Raw genomic sequence first — 20,548 nt, 5'->3', positions numbered from 1 at the left:
TCTGCTTTATGGAGAAAATCTCCCTCTTCCATCGTATCCTCAAAGTTCCAATAGGTCATTAAATGGGATCAATTATCCACTTATTGCTTTAAAACCTTATGACTGATTTTTTGACCATCGACCACCACAAACAGCAGGTAAACTCCCGGGGTCCAGCTTTTCCCCAGTGTCATCGACTCCGAACTGCTAGCGGAAAAAACGCGCTTTCCCTGCATATTCCACACCTCCACCTGCATTTCGGAGCGGCTATGATTCTCCAGTACAAACACCTGCTTAAAGGGGTTTGGGCAAGGAAGCAATCGACTCTGAGGGTCCAGATTTAAAGGGGGTTCCTCTGGCCGAATTAAATCCTGATCGATGTTTAAGGTATCTGAAGCGGAATTCCCCATCACAATCCCACGACCGGCGGTAGACATATACACCCGGCCAAAAACATTATTATCGGCCACGACGAAATTGCCATTTCCTAAACCACCAAATTGATGTTCTTCATCATTGATCAGGTACCAGGAAGCTCCTCCATCAGTGGAACGGTACATACCCGTGGTGTCTTTAATGGTTCCCCAGACAAATAAAGTCGGGGAATCAGCTGAGGAATAAGCTTTTCCTACCGCCACGGCATCCGCGGCAATATTTTCCAGATAAGTCACCTGTCCATTTTGAACATGAGCCAGGCCATTCGCTCTAATGGCCACCCAAAATTCCCCTGAATTTTCGGTACTTGCCGCCAAATAAGCATTTCCAAATCCCTCCACGGCAGCGTATTCCGATATTTGGTATTGTCCATCCAACTGCACCTCGATTTTAAAAATCTTCTGTTTTTGTACACTGTACAGGTAAAAAACGGAAGGATCATTTGGGTCTGCCACCGGCTTGGTTCCAGAAAGATTGCCCATGGCCGAAGTCCAGATGTTTTCCCAGTGTGCTCCCTCATCCACCGTCAGCCAAAGTTTGCGGTCATTACTATTTTCAGAAACCCAAAGCACTCGCATCACAGATTGCTCCATAGACACCGCCACTTTACCATTGGAGTTGTCGTCTTCAATATTTGAAAATGCGGTCCACTCAGTGCCCAGATCATGGGAATAATAAAGCATACCATTGGAACTTCCGGCCCGAACAAGGACGTCATGATCCTGATAGGCATAAGCGATGCCACTGGAATTTCCCATATGAGGCGCATGACGGGTGCCTGTTGGAAATTGTTCCGGCTCAGCATGTACCCATCCATCATAATCCAAAACGATGGAAACCAGCGGGCCTTTCTCAATACTGACCATATCCAAAGGAACCGTTTCTTCAATGCCATGCGCAGAGAAATCCATAATCGGACGGTCATCACCATTTAAATTATCACAGCGAAAAACACCATTGCCGGAAGTGGCAAATAAGCGATTGGCATTAAAAGGATCCAGTGCCAGGCTGCCCACCCAGTGTAGCTGATGTCCGGAAATCCAATTGACTCCATTGGTAGAAAGCTGCATGGGCAAGTCTCCGGCAAAAAGATTAGTCCATTGGTTTCCACCATCCCGACTCACAAATAAGGCGTCCGCATAGCAGTCACTACCATTGGTATAAACCTGCTGCTGCCCCCAGTGATTGATCGTGGAAACATAAATTTCATCTTCATTTTTCAGATTAAGGGTAATCCCTCCATAACATCCCCAGGCGTCATCATCCGTCAGCAAATTCATAGGAGAAATATCTGTAAAGGTATTACTGGACGTTTCCAGGGCAAATACCGCACCCCGCCGCATGGGTTCTGAAACACCACCCCACTGCTGAGCATGCGGCCCTGCTCCGTCCGCATAGGTCAGGAACATTTTTTCACCATCGGCAGTCAATACCGCACGGTGAGGCATAATGCCATTAGTGGTCGGGGCGTTTGAGATCGCCGTCCAACTTTCCCCCGCATCATGAGAAACGTAAAGATTTTGTCCGGTTTTAGAGACTCCCGCATAAAGCGTTTGGGAAGCCGTATGGGCATCACCACTAGTTTTATCTACCAAAACGAAAACCACTCCATTTTCATTAGGGGTATTTTGTACCGGGAAGTTGGCTAATTCGGTCCAGTGATATCCTCCATCCGTACTTTTAAGGACTCCATTTTTAGAGGTTCCCATATAAAGGATGTTGGAATCATTCGGGTCAACCACCAGCTTCTCACCGGTTTGTCTTCCCATAGAATTCCCATGAACATAAATATCCAAAGGAATACGATCGAAAGTCTGACCATAATCATGCGAAATCAAAACAGAAGATCCGGTCCAGCTGTAGCCCGACATCCCGGCCAACAGGTAAAGTCTGGCGGAATTGTTAGGATCAAGGGCAAAACTTTCCACGCCCATCAGTGCGCGATCCTCCACGGAGATCCAATCCAAAAGCGGCACCCACTCCTGATTGCTTTCCTCCCACCGATAAGCACCGCCCACATCTGTGCGAGCATAGTGTAGATTTTGCTCAGTTGTAGAAGAAACAATGGAGGAGACAAATCCTCCTCCACCCATTTTTACCGATTGCCATTGGCCGGCAATCTGATGTTGGCCCCGGACTGTCAACCCCCCAAGGCACAACATCATACTAAAGAAATATCCTATCCATTTCATGGATTGATCATTTAAAGCTTGACGATAATTTCATCCCCCTTATACATCACCTCCTTATTAACCTGCCACTTTGGATTCAATAGATTCACCGACTTATTACCGTCAACCAATACGATATTAAACTGGCGTTCCTGAACCATAGTGTCATAAGCACCAGCACGTTTACCAATGGTCAATTGCTTATTCTTTTCCGACCACTGAATGCTGATATTAGTATGTTTACCTTTTTCGTAATCATAGTTGGTACCCTCATCTTCATATAAATCAAAGGAAGCATCCTCACCGGCATAAACCAATAAGGTAATTGGCGCTTCGGGCTTTTCATCTGTGTACTGAATCTCAGGACCTACAGGTAAAATCGAACCTGCTTTCACAAACAGTGGCATCTTCTCATAAGGTGCATCAATGTTTTCCGCCTGACCAGCACCATATTTTTTTCCGGTATAGGCATCGTACCAACCGGCCGCTTGTGGGAAATATACCTCACGTGCACGTGTCTTATATTCATGCACCGGAGCCACCATGATGGAAGGCCCAAACATATACTGATCACCAATATTGTAAACATTCGTATCCTCGGTGAAATCCATTGCCAAACCACGCATGATGGTGTAGTCCTTAGTGTAAGTCCAACCTGCCAAAGAATAGATATAAGGCATAAGGCGGTAACGCAATTTGTTATAATTCAGGATAGTCTTATAAGCTGGATGAGATTCCGGGGCAATGTTATACACCTCACGAAATGGGTACTGCCCATGCACGCGGAACAAAGGCACAAATGTACCAAACTGGAACCAACGTGCGTTTAATTCTCTCCATTCTTTCAAGTCTTCACTGCCTTCTTTGGCCACTTCATAACGCTTCTCTACACAGAATCCACCCACGTCCATCGTCCAATAAGGCAAACCGGACATGGCAAAGTTAATACCTGCAGAAATTTGTGCTTTCATATCTTCCCAGCGGGTACCGATGTCCCCGGACCAGGTCACAGCACCATAATTTTGCAAACCGGCAAAACCGGAACGGGTCAAGATGAACACCCGGTCATCATTATTGACTTCGCGTTGTCCTTCATAAATTCCTTTGGCATTCATCAGTGCGAAGGCGTTGAAATATTGAGTAGATGGCCCCAAGGCGGTAGGATTCATCAAATCCTTACGGTACTGCATACTGGCATTAGATAAAATATCCGGCTCAGAGGCATCCATCCACCAGGCATCAAAACCTTTGGTATATAATTTATCCTGAATTTGCTTCCAGAATAATTTACGGGCGCCTTCTGCATAGGCATCATAGAAAGAACCTACATAACCATGTGCAATCCAGTCTTTCACCTGATCATCGATTGCTCGGCGATACATCCAGCCATTTTGATCAAAGGCTTTAAAATTCTCGGTAGTCTCATAAAACTTAGGCCAAACGGAAATCATCACACGTGCATGATTTTTGTGAATTTCGTCGGTCATGGCACTAATGTCCGGGAAACGATCCAAATCAAAATCGTGAGAACCCCAGGCATCCTGTGGCCAGTAAGACCAGTCCAAAACAATATTATCGATTGGAATCTGACGCTTACGGAATTCGCGAAGTGCCTCCAGCAATTCCTCCTGCGTTTTGTAGCGCTCACGGCTCTGCCAGAAGCCCATCGACCATTTCGGCATCACTTGTGCTTTTCCGGTAACGGTACGGTAATGGCTGATCACCTCATCCATATTGTCGCCCTTCATAAAATAATAGCGAATATCCTGGCCCATTTCCGAATAGAAAGAAAGATCTTGCTGTTCCTGCTGATCTACAGGAGAAAGCGCTTTTAAGCCGATATAGGAAATACCACCATCCGGCAACCACTCCAATTTGATATGGCGACGCTTGCCTTTTTCCATATCTACAGAAAATTTAGCCACGGAGGGGTTCCAGGCCGTACGCCATTTATGGAATTGCAATTCACCGTCGATCCATAATTTAGTATAACCAGCGTAATAACAAAGGAATTTGAACTCCCCACTCTGGTCTGCTTCCAACTCTCCTTCCCAGGTAATGATGGCCTGGTCAAAATTTACACCAGCAGGAAATTTTTCTACCGTCTCTAAATTCTCGTAATCAATAGTTGATTCAGAACGTACCGCATACACGTGATCCTTTTTCTTTAAATCCCCGTAAGTGGCGGTTAGTCCACCTTCTTTTCCTTCTTTATCAAATAATTTAAACTGATCAATTTCTGCATAAGGACGAGGATCTCCGAAACGCGTCAAGGAATAATTATCCCATAACACTCCATACTTTTGTGTAGACATCACGAAAGGAATGGAAACCTTAGTGTTGTATTGAAACAATTCCTCATTTTTGCCTTTATAATTCATTTCATCAGCCTGATGCTGCCCTAAACCATAAAGTGCTTCCTGTTTTGGAGAATTAAATTGCTGACGCAACTCATAGGCGCTGACCCCATCTACCTGCATAGGCTCAAAATTTCTGGCCTTTTCGCTGATAATGGCTGTGCCATCTGCATTAAAATAAGCGACTTCTCCACTTGTGCTTACTTTAACGATTAATGTTTTCGTTTTTACTTCCCAACCATCCGCAGCTTCCTTTACGGAATAATCCGAAAAATCCGCTCCGTGGTTAATTTCTATTAAACTCTCCTGCGCATCAAAATCCGCATTTTTGGTCGCCTCTACTTTGACAATATCCTCAGTGATGAGGGATAGTCTTAACTTATTGACACTGGCAGACTGGATGTCAAAAGTAATCTGGTTTTTCTCCTGCTTAAAAGCAGCCTGCTGCCCGCCACAGGAAAAAACCGTCCATAAAAACCCTAAAATTAAAACCCAATTCTTCATAAAAATCCTCAATTAATAAATTTTTAAATCAGGCGCCATACTAGGCACAGCGCCTGATTACAATCTATGGGTGTGTCTTTGCTCAAAAATATTCACCTAACAAAAACCTAAAAACACACCGGCTTGCTATAATTCCTGTGCTACAAAATGGAATACGGTATATTGTGGTGCTTCAGGATCACGGCTTCCCATCCACATTTCGGTTACCTCTCCATCCACCGTTACCGTTTTCACAATTCGCCACTGATTTTCTTCGGTGGTAGTGGCGACCTGCCAGTCACCGATGGCAAAAGAAGGTCTGGCGCTTTCAAAAGTGATAATATTGGTCGTATTGTCAGTGGAATAGGTTCCGGCGGTAATTGTTCCATCGCCATCGGTAAAGATCACATCTCCGGTGCCGAAGTATTTTATAGTACAATTCCCGACAAAGTCCTGATGTTCTGCACGGTAACCCGCCCAGTCCGGGTAGCTTCCCACATTTTGCCAATCATTCATCAATTCCCCAGTCAGCGTTGCCCAGTCAAAGGGAGATTCAGCATCCAGCGCCCAAACTTTGGTTTTTGTGGTGGCCAGTGCATCATCAGCATTACCTCCTCCAAGGTCCACCTCAATATCCGGATCGCCCGTTTCCTCAGGAATCCACTCATCATAGTATTTTTGAGAAATGAAATTATAAACCAATAAGGCATCCCCTTCATCTGACAAATTACGATGCACCGCTAATTGCATAGCATCCTCAGTGATACTCATAATGCGAATATTACCCCAATTGGAAACTTCGCCATCCCGTCCGGGATCATGTAAAATTCCCGCATCATACATCATTAATTGTTTAGTATCCGAATCCAGGTTATAGCTTCCATTTTCAACCACTCCACCCAATGTCAGGTGCGTCACCTGCACATCGGCGCTACCACGAAGACTAAAGGTCATGGAGCCAAAGTCTGCCTGTTCCATTAGCCAACTATTCCCGGCATAATCAGGGTCCCAGGACCAGCAATCCTCACCATCTTCCTTACATTCATAATCATAAGTCATATCCATACCCGCGAAATATAATGGACCTAAGAAATATCGACTCACTCCCTCGGCATCCAAATCCAGGTACCAGGTTTTCTCATGACCTACTCCTCCGGATAGCAGGACCCACATCGGGTCTTTTATGTAATCAAAATTGGGTTCATCAATTTCAATCGTTAGGGGATCAGCCTTGACGATTCCCCCACCGCACATGGCCGAAAACTGAAACTCATAGCTTCCCGGGAAAGCAATTTTCACCGTATCATTGGGCTTAGTGGATCGGCCCAAAGGAGTCTCCCAAAAAGGGGCCGCACCGGGATTATTACTATTCAGGATAATCATATTCGGTTCCTCCTCATGAGGCGTAACCGTAAAGACCAAATCCTCCTTTTGCAACAGACTTCCTAATTCATACTGATCGGGCTTACAACTTCCAAAAAGCAGGAGGGCAGCCAGGATTATAAAATATCCAAATCTATAATTTTTCATAGCTTTAAATTTTCGGTTGAGCATTAATTCCATCCCGGATTTTGAGTCATCACCCCGGCAGATCTGGTAATCTGGTTTTGGGGGATCATCTGCAAACCTCTCTTACTGAGAATATTTTCTGCCTTTATCTTTTTGGTTTCTTCATTTCCACCACTGATGACGGTCAGCTCCTGATCAATAGCGGTAGCAGCGGTTTCCACCCCCTGGCGTAATAAATCCCAGTAACGAATTCCTTCGAAGGCAAACTCCAGACGGCGTTCACGCTGAATACTTTCCGGGCTGACGCCTACAGCGGCTACTCCGGCACGGCCCCGCACCTGATCCATATAGGTCTGTGCATTTGTACTTCCCAATTCAGCCGCCATCAGTAGCACATCCGAATAGCGCATGGCCACATAGTCCTGAAACTGGTGAATCATAAAGTCAGAACCTCCATGGTCATTAATGACATCCGAGCCATCAGGATTACACATCGGGAGGTATTTTTTGTTGGCATAACCCGTATATTCCCGTTGATCATCAGTATTATACTCCAAACCTTCTTCTTTGAAGGCGATGATGGAAGCTGATTTTCTGCTATCCTCATTAGAGTATAGATTATACAGCTGAGGGTTTACCGTCATCGCTCCCCAGCCGGAACCATAAGGACTGAAATTTTGGCCACGCATCCCCAGCATGACTAACCAATGGTTCCCGTCAGTGTTCCCCTCCCAGTCAGAAGTCACATTGTATTTGATTGCAAAAATGGTTTCTTCATTATCCTTCCCGGCATAGGTGGTCTCTAATTTGGCATTATCCCCTTCACCGCTCACTTCTGTTGCGGCAACTATCCACAGGTCTTTAAAGTCGGCCAACAAATTATAATTCCCACTGCTGATCACCTCTTCCAGTCCATTCAACACCTCCTGCTGACTTACTTTGCCATTTAAAATATCTTCCCCATAATAGCCGGTATAGTAAAGATAAACTCTTGCCAGGAAGGATTTCGCCACCCACTTATTCGCCCGGCCAGCACTAATTTCTTCCATGCCGTTCGCTGCGGTAAACATCAGATCCTCTACCACCGCGGTATAAATCTCCTGATAGGAAGACTGCGGAATATTTCCATTTTGAGGCTCCAGCAATAAAGGTACTCTTTCCCATAGGCGAACCATATCGAAATAACAATAAGCACGAATAAAACGGGCCTGCGCCTCAATGCTTAATCTGGCCAATTCTGCATCCTCCTCTGTACCCCAGTCAATCTGATCCATTTTGGTGAGCAGGGTATTCACCCGATATATGGCTTTATAATAGGCCTTCCAGTTTTCATCAAAAGTGTTCAGATGACCCGGCGAACGCTGAAGGTCAAATTCATCCAGCATTTGATATTCATAATTATCACCATTACCGGTACCTCCAAAGGCATTGTCAGACAAAATTTCGGTAACCAATGGAGTCCCCACGCCTGCATTATAGATCAGCTGCAGGCCATCGTAACAACCCACTAATGCCATTTCGGCATCTTGTCTGGTTCTGTAAAAATTTTCATCCGAAGGCCAGATGGGCTCACTATCCAGAAAGTTACTACAAGCGGAAAGGCACATACTTCCCACAAACAGATAAATTAAAAAATTCTTCATCGGAAAGATCATTTAAAAATTAATATTTGCCCCTAACATATAGGTAGTGGGTCTTGGATAAAAACCTAAATCAACACCGGCAGAGCCGTTTTCGAGACCATAGCCTACTTCAGGATCCATCCCATTATACTTGGTAAAAACAAAAGGATTTTGCACGGTAGCATAGACTCTCAATTTATGGAACATGCCCTCTCGGAGCAGTCTGCTCAAATCATATCCAATGGTGATATTGTTAATGCGCAGGAAGTCGCCATCCTTTACCATAAGATCTGAGAATTGATAATTGACATTGGTTTCGGTGACCCGCGGGATACTGTTCGAAGTCCCCTCCCCATGCCATCGGTCCAAAATTTCAGTGGTATAGTTGGCGTAAGCGTTGGCGTGATTTCGATAAGACTGCACAATCTGATTGCCCGCTACTCCATAAGCCAATACCGACAAATCAAAACCTTTATACTCCACACTAAAGTTAAAACTGAAGGTATAATCCGGGTTTGGATCACCCACCATTACCTTATCGTCATCATCTATGATCCCGTCCCCATTCAAGTCTTTGTAACGAACATCTCCGGGCTGGGCATTGGGCTGAATACGCTTGCCTTCGCTATTCACATGCGCATCAATTTCTGATTGATTCTGAAAGATGCCATCGGTTTCCCACCCCCAGAAGTAACCAATAGGAAAACCGGAACGCGCCCGATGGTAAAACTCTCCGGCATTATCATATAACATATTATTCAAACCATGAACAATACCATCTTCGGTAGGCACCTCTAAGACCACATTCTCATTTTTGGCCACATTGGCGCCTATGGCATATTTCACCTCCCCGATCTGATCCTGCCAATTCACCCCAATTTCAATACCCCGGTTTCTCACCGATCCACCATTGAAGAATGGGGCATCTGCTCCATCGGTAGCATAACCGGGCTTTTCCAACAACCAGTCTTTGGTAACCTTATCATACCAGTCCAGCGTGGTCATTAACTTCCCTCCCCAAAAATGAGCATCAAGCCCGATGTTGGTTTGTTCAGAAATCTCCCATCTCAAATTCTCACTACGTAATCTTTCCGGAAAAGCACCTACTGCATTCCCGGAAGAATTTGCCCAGTCAGATCCGAAATAATAATTACCATTTTTGATATTAATCGGTGACAGGTATTGCCATGCGGTAATGTTCTGGTTACCCACTTGTCCCCAGGAAGCACGAAGCTTGGCGAAATCTAACCAGCTGGAAGTATTAGCCATAAAATTTTCCTGGCTTAAAACCCAACCGGCAGATACTGACGGGAACACGCCCCACTGATTCCCTTTCTCAAAACGAGAGGAACCATCAGCCCGCACAGTGGCATTTAGCATATATTTACCATCATAGTTATAATTCATCCGACCATAGTAGGATAACAGTTTTGCCTCATCCCAAGGGCTTCCGGACAGCTTAAGCATACTGTATTCCTGATTCAGGGCATTATCCAGCCACACCCGGTCCCAATCTTCAAAAAACACATCAGAGTTGGAAGCATACATGGATTTACCGGTGCTGGAATAAGCTGACATACCCGCCATGAAATCGAAATGATGTTTGTTTAAATCAAGCGCATAAGTCGCAAAATTATCCCAGGTATAGGCCAATCCCTGGCTTTGCCCCTGCGAAACCGAATTAACAGCCCGGAAACTATAAATCGACAATTCATATTCAGGACTAAAATGTCTGTTTTGATTAAAGGTGTAATCAAATCCCATGCGGGAAGTGAATTTTAAATTTTGGATGGGGCTGATTTCCAAATATACATTCCCCAATAATTTGGCGTCGGTATTCTCACCGATATTATTGTACATCATGTCGGCATAGGGGTTCGCTTCCCCCACATACCATGGGGTCCATTCCTGCCCCTGATACATGATACCTGCATTTCCTTTGTTAATTAGATAATCTCCATTATCATCATACATCGGCAAAAATGGACTGGTATTAAATGCCCCTCTCAGGGAATTATTATACTGATTTCCTACCGCAACCCCTTTACGGGTGGTATTAGAGAAAGTGATATTCTCTCCAATTCGGGCATAATTATCCAGGATCTTATGATCGGAATTTATACGTAAAGAATATCGTTGGTAATCGGAAACCTCAGGGCCGCCGATAATTCCCTCCTGCCCGGTATAAGATAAAGACATGGAGTAGGTCGACTTTTCCGAACCACCACTAAGGCCCAATGCATAGTTTTGCGTAACGGCATTATTATAGGTCATTTCGTCTATCCAGCTGGTGCCCTCCCCCATTGCATTGACTTCTTGCTGACTGAAATATGGTTTACCTCCAGAATTAACCGCTGCCTCATTCATAATGGTCGCGTACTCCCGGGAGTTTAATAAACCCACACTGCCTGCGGGACGCTGAATGCCATAATAGGTATCAAAGGTGATGTTCATTTTCCCGCTTTTCCCCTGCTTGGTGGATACCAAAATCACCCCATTGGCGGCTTGAGAACCATAAATAGCCGCAGATGCGGCATCTTTCAGCACATCAATAGATTCAATATCCGCCGCATTCAAATAAGAGATATCGGAAGTCTGAACACCATCCACTATATAAAGCGGGTCGGCATTACCAATAGTCCCCACCCCACGAATATTCACTTTCATAGATTCCCCTGGTTGGCCGGAAGAAGCCGAAATTGTAACCCCGGGCGTCTGCCCCTGCATACCATCTAAAACATTGGCGGTACTTAACTGCGCCACTTTATCCCCCTTGACCTGGCCCGTAGCTCCGGTAAGCAATTTCTTTTGCTGTACTCCGTACCCTACTACAACTACCTCCTCCAATTCGGAAACATCCTCCTTTAGGGAAATCGTAAGGGTGGACTCTCCATTATAGGTAAATTCCTTTTGTTGGAATCCAATAAAAGAAACCATAATGACCTTTCCCTTTTCTACTGCAATCTCAAAGTTGCCTTCGAAATCAGTCAGGGTTCCACTTGTAGTGCCCTTAATAAATACATTTGCGCCGGGAAGTGGGCTACTATCCGAGGACATAATAACTTTGCCCTTTAGCACATTTTGGGCCTGCGTTAAACCGGTCTGAAAGAGCAGTAGGATTATCAAAATTAATAATCGAAAATGCTTGCAGTTCATCACCAGGATCCCCACATACTTGTTGAATTTTCTCATGTTAAAAAATAAATTTGAAGTCAAATTATTAATAATTGGGTTGAAAAATGCCAGGGGTCCTGAACCGTATCATTTCAACAGGCCCCCGCCGTAGAATTAATGGTTTATCATTTAGTAAAAAGTTTCTAAAAAAATATTATCAAAAAAATAAAACCGAGGAGGGTAAAACTTCCCCACAGCACTTTATCTGCCCGAAAAATTGTGCATATCAAAAATCACCTAAAACGGTAAAGATAATAAATTCAGCGTCCAGCCTCAAAATTCCTTTACCTCACCTTTTAGCCAATTTTAACAAAAGACTATCCCATTATAAAGGGGAACAGATTTCCGCGACAACAATTCAAAACTAGGGAAAATTGATTTTTTTATCGTGACCATTTGATAAATTGTAGTAGTCTATTTGTTAATAACCCTAAAGGTGAGAGACTTAGCTAATCAATCGTACTTTGGATATTTACACAAGAAATTAGCCTTACAGGGTTACATTTCACCCTTAACAAATCATCACTCGTTAACAAACACCACACATACCTCCCGAATAACAAGTCCTATAAGGCATTACACCATTTACCCCAAGTATGAGCCGCCAGCTTCATTGGAAAAAACTTGAAAAAGGGAAAATTCCGGGTCACTCCGAAATTTGGGGCATTTTGGTAAAAATGTGCAAATTGCCGCATGAGTGAAATGGAGATTAATAAGCCAGAACTTAATATATTTTTACCCGAGGGTATTTTGGAGTTTTTCGATATTGTTAACCTTAGTGAAGAAGGTGGCATCACCAAAATTCATTTGGATCTTGAATTCTAACTTCAAATGCAACATTTTCGGCTCCCAATAATTGGGATTAGTTGATTATGTAGTTTTTCCTCGGTAGAGTAATAATTTAACACCTTCCGAGGCCTTGTATTTAGTAAATTCTCAACGTGATTTACATGTTCAAGGGTCGTTTCATTTAAACACTTTCCCTTTGGAAAAAACTGTCGAATTAACCCATTAGTGTTTTCATTTGTTCCCCTCTGCCAGCTCGCATAAGGGTCAGCAAAGTACACTGGACAGCCCAATGTAGTCTCTAGTTTTTCATGGCATGCGAACTCCTTTCCATTATCACATGTGAGTGTTTTTACTGGGATTATTGACCGGTTAAACATCTCTTGTAATGCAATGAAAACCTACGCCTCGAAATTCAGACTGAGCCAAATAAATTACACTATGGCCATGGAGTATTTGAGTGCTGACGGGAAAACCCAAGCACTGTTTGGGTTTACGAATTTAAAAAGGTTTTACTATCCGCTAATTGGTTTCAGTGGTTTAATAATTGGGATAATTTCCACAATTAGAGAAAAAGAACAAAATAGGAGTTTACCTTCGATATTGCTAGCTGTGGTTTCTATTATCCTTACTTTTCTGGACATTTGGAAAGTATTTATTTAAAAAATGAATCATCTATGAAGATATATTGGCTATTTCGGTCTGACTGGGCTCTTCATCAATTTTGGGGACGGTTTGAGGATGTTGGGATGTTTAACTACACCTAATTTGTATAGAGAACAACAGTTAAGTGGCGTTATTTAGATAGTTTTATGGCCTTTTTTAATTGACGATAAAACATCTATGAATATCAAGCAGATCATTGGTATTTCTGAAATAAATATTTCAAAAATTGAATTAAACGATACCCAATTACAGTTATCGGCATCCGTGAGAGGAAGTCGTTCACAATGCCCTGTTTGTAAGAGATATAGTTTATCAGTTCATGGGCAATATGAAAGAACGATTACTGACTTATCTGTATTTGAATTAAGAACCGCCATTATTTTGAAAACCAGAAAGTTCAAGTGCAAAAATGATAGTTGTTATCGCAAAGTATTTTCAGAGCAAACACCTGCAGTTATGAGATATTCGCGAAAAACAAAGAGGGTACTGGATATATTTGCATCATTGTCTATCGAACTGACAGGTAGACTTGGAAGCTTAATGACAAAGAAGCTGAATATCGGGGTCAGCACTTCAACGATTACCAGAATTGCTCATGCTCAAAAACTCCCTGAAATTAAGCAACCACGCGTTTTTGGAGTTGATGACTGGGCATTTAGAAAAGGTCATTCTTATGGTACTGTTTTGGTCGATATGGAAACATCTCAACCTATTGACCTTCTACCGTCAAGGGATGGTAGTGATTTAAAGGATTGGCTTAACAATCACAAAGATGTTGAGATCGTCATAAGAGATCGAGCAAGTTCCTATTCATCAGCGATTAATGAAATATGTCCTAATGCCAGACAAGTAGCCGATCGTTTCCACTTGTTGATGAATTTAACGGAATCATTGGATAAGTATTTTAAAAGTATCAACTCCAGAATAAACAGCCTGATACAGGGCAAAAACAAAGAACTTACAGTCGTAGAACCAAACGAATCTACTGATATGGGGAAGGAATCAGCCCCAGAGTGAATTGATGATGAAGAAACATTAAACTGTTCAAGCCACAAATTGATTATTTTTAGAAAAGTAAAGGAGTTACAAGAACAAGGCTTCACAATCAGTAAGATAGCACGCGATTTAAAAATATCTCGTCGACGGGTGCGATCATACTTTCAATATGATTCACTACCTCGGAGAAGCAGTCAAAGATCCACGAAGATAGATCCCTTTACCGATCATATTGTCGCAAAACTGAAAGAAAAAGGATATCTAATAAAAGATATAATCACTGAAATTAAAGAATTAGGCTACACAGGGGGGCAGACACAAGCGTATCATAATATAAATATGATAAAGGAAAAATATGATATATCAACATTGGGGCATGTTCAGATACAAAAAGAAAAGATACAATTCAATAAACCTCTGAGCACAAGAGTTTTGTTAAAATTAACGGGATACTCATTACAGTCGATTAATGATGAGTATGATAGGAAGTATATGGAAACTCTATTAGAGAATATGACTGATTTACAGATAGTTCGTAGACTGGTACGTATTTTTAAAAAAATGCTCTCAAGAGGAAAGGGTAATATTGATAGATGGATTGAGTTTGTCAAAAAGTCAAAATACAAACTTGTTGGATTAAGGTCATTTGCGAATGGTTTGTCACAAGATATTGATGCTGTAAAGAATGGTATTAGCATGCATTGGAGTAATGGAGCCGTTGAAAGGACATGTTAATCGAATCAAAACAATTAAGCGTCAAATGTATGGGAGAGCGAGCTTTAATCTCTTGAGAAAGAAGATCATTCTATCACAAGTTGGATGATTTACCGTCCCCAAAATTGATGAAAAACCCAAATCGAAACGGAATAGCCACAATACGCTTAATCGTAAAACCGTTCCAACAAAATCAACCCAATGATTCTATCAAATGAAGATTCGGGGAAGAAAATATTGGTGGGGTTAATCAAAAACATACAAAAAACCATCTGTGCAGGGGATCAACGCATGATTACCGGAGATCGTCAGGCAGGCTTCTTCTGCTCTGCCTCCCATTTTATATTGCCATAAAATTTCGCCATCGGCTTTGTTCCATGCCCGAAGGTAGGGGTCAGTAGTAGACGCACTGAAAACGCGGTCCTGACAGATCACAGGGGCGGTAAGTCCTCCGGCAAAAGGCAATTTGTACCGTTGTTTTCCGCTTTGGGCATCCACACAAAAGGTATGGGAAGGGAAAGGTGCCTGATGCAGCCATGGGCGATAGATGCTGTAAAACAGAAATTTACCATCGGTGGTTGGGGAGGCATTGCACCATTCGCTGCCAATACTGATGCCCCATTTTATCTTTCCGGTTTTCATGTCTATGGCATGAAACTGATCACTGATGAAACCTTGCCCATAGAAAGTTCCATCACAGATCATGGCTGAGCCAGAGTCGGGATGCCCTGAAATATGGTATTCCCACTGCATTTGTCCTGAAGATTTATCAAAACAATAATACTTCCCATTCCAGCTACCGAAGACGATCCGTTGGCCTTCAATGGCTGGCGATGGATAGGCACCGGATTGGCTGTTGTATTCCCAGTGCTTTGCCCCATTTTCTTGGTCGAGACAAATAAAACGACCCTCGACGGAGCTGAGATAAACATTTTTGTCATCTACATTCGGGGAAGCCCAGACCCAACCCGTTCTGGTCTGCCAGAGCACTTTTCCTGTTTGGGCGTCAAGGCAATAAAATTGATCAGTACCCCCCTGCTGACCAAAAAAAAGACGCCCCTGATGATAGGCAGGTGTGCCGCATATCTGCCCTGCTGTTTCATATCTCCATAGAAGCTTTCCCTGTTTCAAATCAAAGGCATATAAAAATTGTGGTCCACCGACGTAGGCAATACGATCAGCCACCACGGCCGAAGACTGAAAGTCGGGACCACCCGCAACCAAGTCGGCGAGGACTTCCTGCCCCTGATATTTCCCTGTCAATAGAAGGGAATGCGCCCATTGGATTTCGCCATCTTTTGGGTTGATGGAAAACAAACGGTGTTGCCCGTCGATGATCATCAAAGCATCTTCACTGTTTTCAAATTCTCCCAAAAACCCATGTGTACTCACCTTATTTTTCCAGCTTTCACGTCCATCTTCTTTATCCAAAGACAGGACATTTCCAGACAGATCTGCCACAAAAACATGAGTTTCCAAAACCATAGGAGCAGTCCTTATCCAGTCATCGGTATGATTGCTCCAGTGAATATCTCCGTTGATCACCGACAGTTTGAAACACGCTTTAAATGAGCTGCCAACATAAACGGACTGTCCCTCAAAAGCGAGATTGGATAAAGGGTAAAATGCCTTGGCATCCATGGGCAATTGTTTGGTCCATTTTACTGCTCCTTTGCAGTCGAGCCCATAAATCCGCCCCTCTGCATCGCTGAAAAAATACTGCTTTTGGTAATATTGTATTTTCGATCGCACGGAAGTCTGTGCTTCAAACTGCCACACCAAACGACCATCATTGAGGGCATAACAACGCACCTGCCCCTTTTCATTACCTACCAAAACACGATTGTCTTGAATTTGTGGCTCGCTGAAAAAAGTGCCGATTTTTTTGGCCCAAAGTCGTTGCTTGTTTTCTATATCAACTGCCACAAGGGAGTCAAAAACCTGTGCACCACCCGCCTCTGTAGCCTCAGATGCCCCAATTTCCTGCTGACTATGCGCAAACACCGCCACCTTTCCTTTTAGATCAAAAGGCGCATTCCCCACCCGATAATCTACATGTCCGGCATAAATTTCTTCCACCAAATGCCCATTGTTTTTATCGATGACCAACAATTCCTTTGCAGGCCCTCCGTTGCCCATACTTCCCGTTTCGCGTATGAATAATTTATTCCCCTGAAGAACAGGACTACTTGAAGCTCGTGCTGTTTTGTACTGATTTTGATTGGAAGAATGGGCACTATTCCAAATTACCTGCCCTGTTTTGGCATCCAGACACAACGCCCTGTTGGTTACTCCTTCAGTGCCCACATAGATGCGTCCATTTTCGTAAATGGCTTTGCTTTTTTGAGCGTGATTCAGTGGAAACTTCCATTTAAGCTGCCCTTTTAATGGCCCTTGCTGAAGGGTAAATCCTGTTTGTCCCTGATCACCTCTGAGATTCCCCCAATTGGTATAGGTTTCGACGGAGCTTATTTCTGGGTTTTGATGAAGTTTGTTTTTCAGTTGGGGTATATGATAATGATAATCGAGGAACAGCCGATCAAGGACTTCAAACTGATGATCCATCGCTTCGGATTCGATCTTTTGAAGATCAGGGGATGACAGATGGTCGGAAAAGTATTGGCGTCCTGGGTTGAGGTCCACGCCCAAATAGCTTAAATACCGCACATAGGCCCTTAAATCCTGCAAGCGCTGTGCTTTATTTTTTTCGTTGGTAGGCTGTTGTTTGTAGGAGGAACGGCTTAAATCAACAGACGCAATCCCAGTGGATTGCGCCCTCAAATTATTCCATAAAAATATACCTACTAATAAAACTATTATCTCAAAAACTTTCTTCATCACTTACTAAAACAACTAAGGTTTCGAAGGGCTTCAGCTGATAGTCCATCGGCTCGTTACAACTGCCCACGGTCTTGTGCAGCCACAAATCCCGAATTTTTGCTGTGGGTTTGATCTTCACCTGATGCCAGCCAAAGGCTTTATCGGCGATGATGTATTTCTGCCAGTCATAGTGAATATCGACCGCCTCAGCCGTGCGGTTCATAAACGCAAAGGCATATTGATGATCAGTCATTGATTTTACCCACAAATCATATTGCTGACTGTGGATCGCTCGAAAGGCCTGCTGATTGTTATCGTCTTTGGTCAAGGCGATCAGCTCCTTATTCAATAAAATCTCCTGCGTCTTTTTATCCATCGAACGCAAATCGTTACCTGCGAACAAAGGCGCATTGAGCATACACCACATGGCAAAGTGCGATTTGTATTGTTCGTGGTTCATCCCTCCGTTGCCTACTTCCAGCATGTCTGGGTCGTTGTAGGCGCCCTCTTGGCTGTAAGCTCGAAGATCAGCCATTTGGTCAATGATGTTTATCACACCAACACCTTCCCATTCAAATTCACAATCCCAACAATCCTGAATGTCATTCGTTACGCGCCAAAGCTGCCCGATTCCCTTTCCCCACTTCCAAGGTTCGCTATAACCCCATTCGCAAATGCTCAAAACCATCGGCCTGCCTGTGGCATCCAATGCATCGCGCATGGTCAGATAGGCCGCCTGAGCGTTTTGCCCCTTATTGGCGCACCAGTCATATTTAAGGAAATCAACTCCCCACTCCGCATATTTTTTGGCATCCTGAAACTGATAGCCTCTTGATCCTGGGCGATTCGCACAGGTTTTGGCACCTGCACAGGAGTAAATCCCAAATTTAAGTCCTTTCGCGTGGATATAATCTCCGAGTGCTTTCATTCCAGAAGGGAAACGTTCGGGATCACAAACGATATTTCCCTGATCATCCCTGCCGATCTGCCAGCAATCATCAATAACAATGTATTCATAACCCGCATCCTGCATACCACTTTCGACCATTGCATCGGCCATTTCCCTGATCATCTGCTCGCTCACATCGCAACCAAATCGATTCCAGCTGTTCCAGCCCATCGGTGGCTGTTTAACATCAATATCCAAGGGAGAAAGAGGTCCTTGCGCCACCCCCCAAGTAGGCGCAAGGAACAAAGTAAAACATAATGCACTAAGATGGTTGAGCAACCTCTTAATATCCAGCATTTTGCTTTAGGTTATGGTTATTTTCAATTTCTTTAGGTGGCAAAGGCCAGTATTTCATATGATCGTAATAAACGAAATCAGAACCTTCAGGCGCCATTTTCTCCAATTCCTGCTTGGTGATTCCCCAACGGTTGATGTCATACCAGCGATTGAATTCATGATAGAACTCACGCCATGAATCTTCACGGATTTCATCTCTCAGCTCATTGCCTGACAAATTCAGGTCAATTGATGGATCTGGGGTGTCAGGATCCTGCCCGTAAGCTCTGCGACGGATTTTATTCAGATACTCCTGTGCCAGCCCATCCTGGCCTTTTGCGTTATAAGCTTCCGCCAACATCATGTAAACATGAGACAGACGTAATGCACAAATATTGACTGTAGAGGATTCCTGCTGAGAATGCTTGAAAGGCTCAGTGGTCGAAACAAATTTACGGGTATGGTTGTCATTGACCACACCTGTTCCTCCTGAAAGCAAAGGCACTTCCTCGCCTGCCTGCAAAACCGAATATGGCATACGTGGGTCATCGCCAAAACGCTCCATCACGGTGTTCGGCACTTTGAAGTTAGCTCTTGCACCATGCGGTGAGATAGACAAAAAGTACAATGGTACCAGACTGTAAGTACTGTTAAAGGCATGCAAACCAAATCCTGTGTCGTTGTATTCCCATTCCATGATGGCTTCTTTTGAATACTCATGGTCACCATCATAGGCCATGCTGATCACAGGGTTCAATTCATAAATACCGCTGTCGACGATCATCTTCAAAGCTTCAATCGCTTCATCATATTTTCCCCAGCCCAAATAAACCTGCGCCAGAAATCCGTAACTCGCATAACGATTCACCATCCCTACCTGATTGCCTGTATTTTTCGGTGAATCAATCATCAGCTCGATTGATTTAAGGAAGTCCTGCTCCATTTGCATATAGCCTTCACTTACTGACGCACGAGCTGCAAAATACTCATCATAGTTCTCAGGTACCTTGGTCAGAATCGGAACACCTCTTGCCTCAGGGTTTCTTGAAGGATAATCCTCAGACCACAAATTCAACAGATGGTAATAACAAAGTGCTCTCATGAAGTGAGCCTGTCCTACCCAGTCATTGATGACCTCCTGAGGAAATTCATCCGTTGGTGTCATTGCGTCGTGGTGATTGATCAAATCATTACAATAACTTACCGTTTTGTATAGATCTTGCCAAAGTCCGACAACTTCCTTATTTGAAGGCAGGTAGGTATGGCTTTCAAACTGAAACCAATGTGGTTGCCCACTTTGATAAACTTCGGCATCATTTACCAAAACAGGGAAGGTAGTAGAGAATCTTCTGCCGTACATTCTCCAACCCACAACATTGGTATATATAGTACTTAAAACCCGCAAACCATTGGAGGTTTTACCTTCAGCCCAGAACTGTTCATCGGTCATATTACTTGGGTCAACTCTGTACTGATCCAAGTCTGATTGACATGCCCCTATTCCGATTAGGGTAACAAAACAACCTATCAGTAATTTTTTGAAGTTCATAAAAAATAAAGTAGATGTGATAAAAAATTTTCTTAAACGAATATGGTGTATATTTTTTAAAA

At 43.5% G+C, this 20,548-nt stretch carries 12 protein-coding genes; 3 read left to right on the top strand and 9 right to left on the bottom strand.

What is annotated here, in order from left to right; genetic code table 11:
- Window positions 1-80 precede the first annotated feature (80 nt).
- The 5 genes from AAA970_RS23140 to AAA970_RS23120 all read right to left on the bottom strand — a co-directional run bounded on the left by AAA970_RS23140 (window position 81) and on the right by AAA970_RS23120 (window position 11,748).
- Window positions 81-2,606 carry a T9SS type A sorting domain-containing protein gene (locus AAA970_RS23140; RefSeq protein ID WP_338239262.1) on the bottom strand — a complete coding sequence of 842 codons (2,526 nt, stop codon included), beginning with the start codon at window positions 2,604-2,606 and terminating at the stop codon, window positions 81-83.
- A gap of 11 nt (window positions 2,607-2,617) precedes the next feature.
- Window positions 2,618-5,446 (bottom strand): TIM-barrel domain-containing protein, encoded by a 2,829-nt coding sequence (locus AAA970_RS23135; RefSeq protein ID WP_338239261.1) that lies wholly within the window; start codon window positions 5,444-5,446, stop codon window positions 2,618-2,620.
- A gap of 126 nt (window positions 5,447-5,572) precedes the next feature.
- Window positions 5,573-6,955, bottom strand: coding sequence for a hypothetical protein (locus tag AAA970_RS23130; RefSeq protein ID WP_338239260.1), 1,383 nt, complete (start codon window positions 6,953-6,955; stop codon window positions 5,573-5,575).
- Window positions 6,956-6,978: 23 nt separating this feature from the next.
- Window positions 6,979-8,577, bottom strand: a complete 1,599-nt coding sequence (locus AAA970_RS23125; protein WP_338239259.1) for a RagB/SusD family nutrient uptake outer membrane protein — start codon at window positions 8,575-8,577, stop codon at window positions 6,979-6,981.
- Between the two features lie 12 nt (window positions 8,578-8,589).
- Entirely contained in the window at window positions 8,590-11,748 is a 3,159-nt protein-coding gene (locus AAA970_RS23120; RefSeq protein WP_338239258.1) for a SusC/RagA family TonB-linked outer membrane protein, read from the bottom strand.
- Between the two features lie 675 nt (window positions 11,749-12,423).
- Here AAA970_RS23120 and AAA970_RS23115 point away from each other — a divergent pair.
- Entirely contained in the window at window positions 12,424-12,555 is a 132-nt protein-coding gene (locus tag AAA970_RS23115; RefSeq protein WP_338239257.1) for a hypothetical protein, read from the top strand.
- A 2-nt stretch (window positions 12,556-12,557) separates the two neighbouring features.
- Here the strand turns inward: AAA970_RS23115 and AAA970_RS27865 are convergent, their stop codons facing one another.
- Window positions 12,558-12,896: an IS30 family transposase gene (locus tag AAA970_RS27865; protein ID WP_420916749.1), complete on the bottom strand. Its 339-nt coding sequence runs from the start codon at window positions 12,894-12,896 to the stop codon at window positions 12,558-12,560.
- A 463-nt stretch (window positions 12,897-13,359) separates the two neighbouring features.
- On the opposite strand from AAA970_RS27865, the gene AAA970_RS23110 reads away from it, so the two are divergent.
- Window positions 13,360-14,199 carry an ISL3 family transposase gene (locus AAA970_RS23110; protein ID WP_338239256.1) on the top strand — a complete coding sequence of 280 codons (840 nt, stop codon included), beginning with the start codon at window positions 13,360-13,362 and terminating at the stop codon, window positions 14,197-14,199.
- Window positions 14,200-14,238: 39 nt separating this feature from the next.
- On the top strand, window positions 14,239-14,913 hold the full coding sequence (locus AAA970_RS23105; RefSeq protein ID WP_338239255.1) for a hypothetical protein: 675 nt from the start codon (window positions 14,239-14,241) through the stop codon (window positions 14,911-14,913).
- Between the two features lie 225 nt (window positions 14,914-15,138).
- Here AAA970_RS23105 and AAA970_RS23100 read toward each other — a convergent pair whose 3' ends face one another.
- Genes AAA970_RS23100 through AAA970_RS23090 form a run of 3 tightly spaced genes read right to left on the bottom strand, consistent with a single transcriptional unit; the run spans window position 15,139 to window position 20,486 of the window.
- Complete coding sequence (locus AAA970_RS23100) at window positions 15,139-17,730, bottom strand: outer membrane protein assembly factor BamB family protein (RefSeq protein WP_338239254.1); 2,592 nt, start codon at window positions 17,728-17,730, stop codon at window positions 15,139-15,141.
- Window positions 17,714-18,958, bottom strand: coding sequence for an alpha-galactosidase (locus tag AAA970_RS23095; protein ID WP_338239253.1), 1,245 nt, complete (start codon window positions 18,956-18,958; stop codon window positions 17,714-17,716). The genes AAA970_RS23100 and AAA970_RS23095 overlap by 17 nt, the downstream gene beginning before the upstream one ends.
- On the bottom strand, window positions 18,945-20,486 hold the full coding sequence (locus AAA970_RS23090; protein WP_338239252.1) for a RagB/SusD family nutrient uptake outer membrane protein: 1,542 nt from the start codon (window positions 20,484-20,486) through the stop codon (window positions 18,945-18,947). The genes AAA970_RS23095 and AAA970_RS23090 overlap by 14 nt, the downstream gene beginning before the upstream one ends.
- Window positions 20,487-20,548: the final 62 nt, after the last annotated feature.

This window comes from Persicobacter diffluens (assembly GCF_036244895.1).
Classification (GTDB): domain Bacteria; phylum Bacteroidota; class Bacteroidia; order Cytophagales; family Cyclobacteriaceae; genus Persicobacter; species Persicobacter diffluens.
Note: the sequence above shows the minus strand (reverse complement) of the source record. Positions and strands in the feature narration are given on the sequence as shown.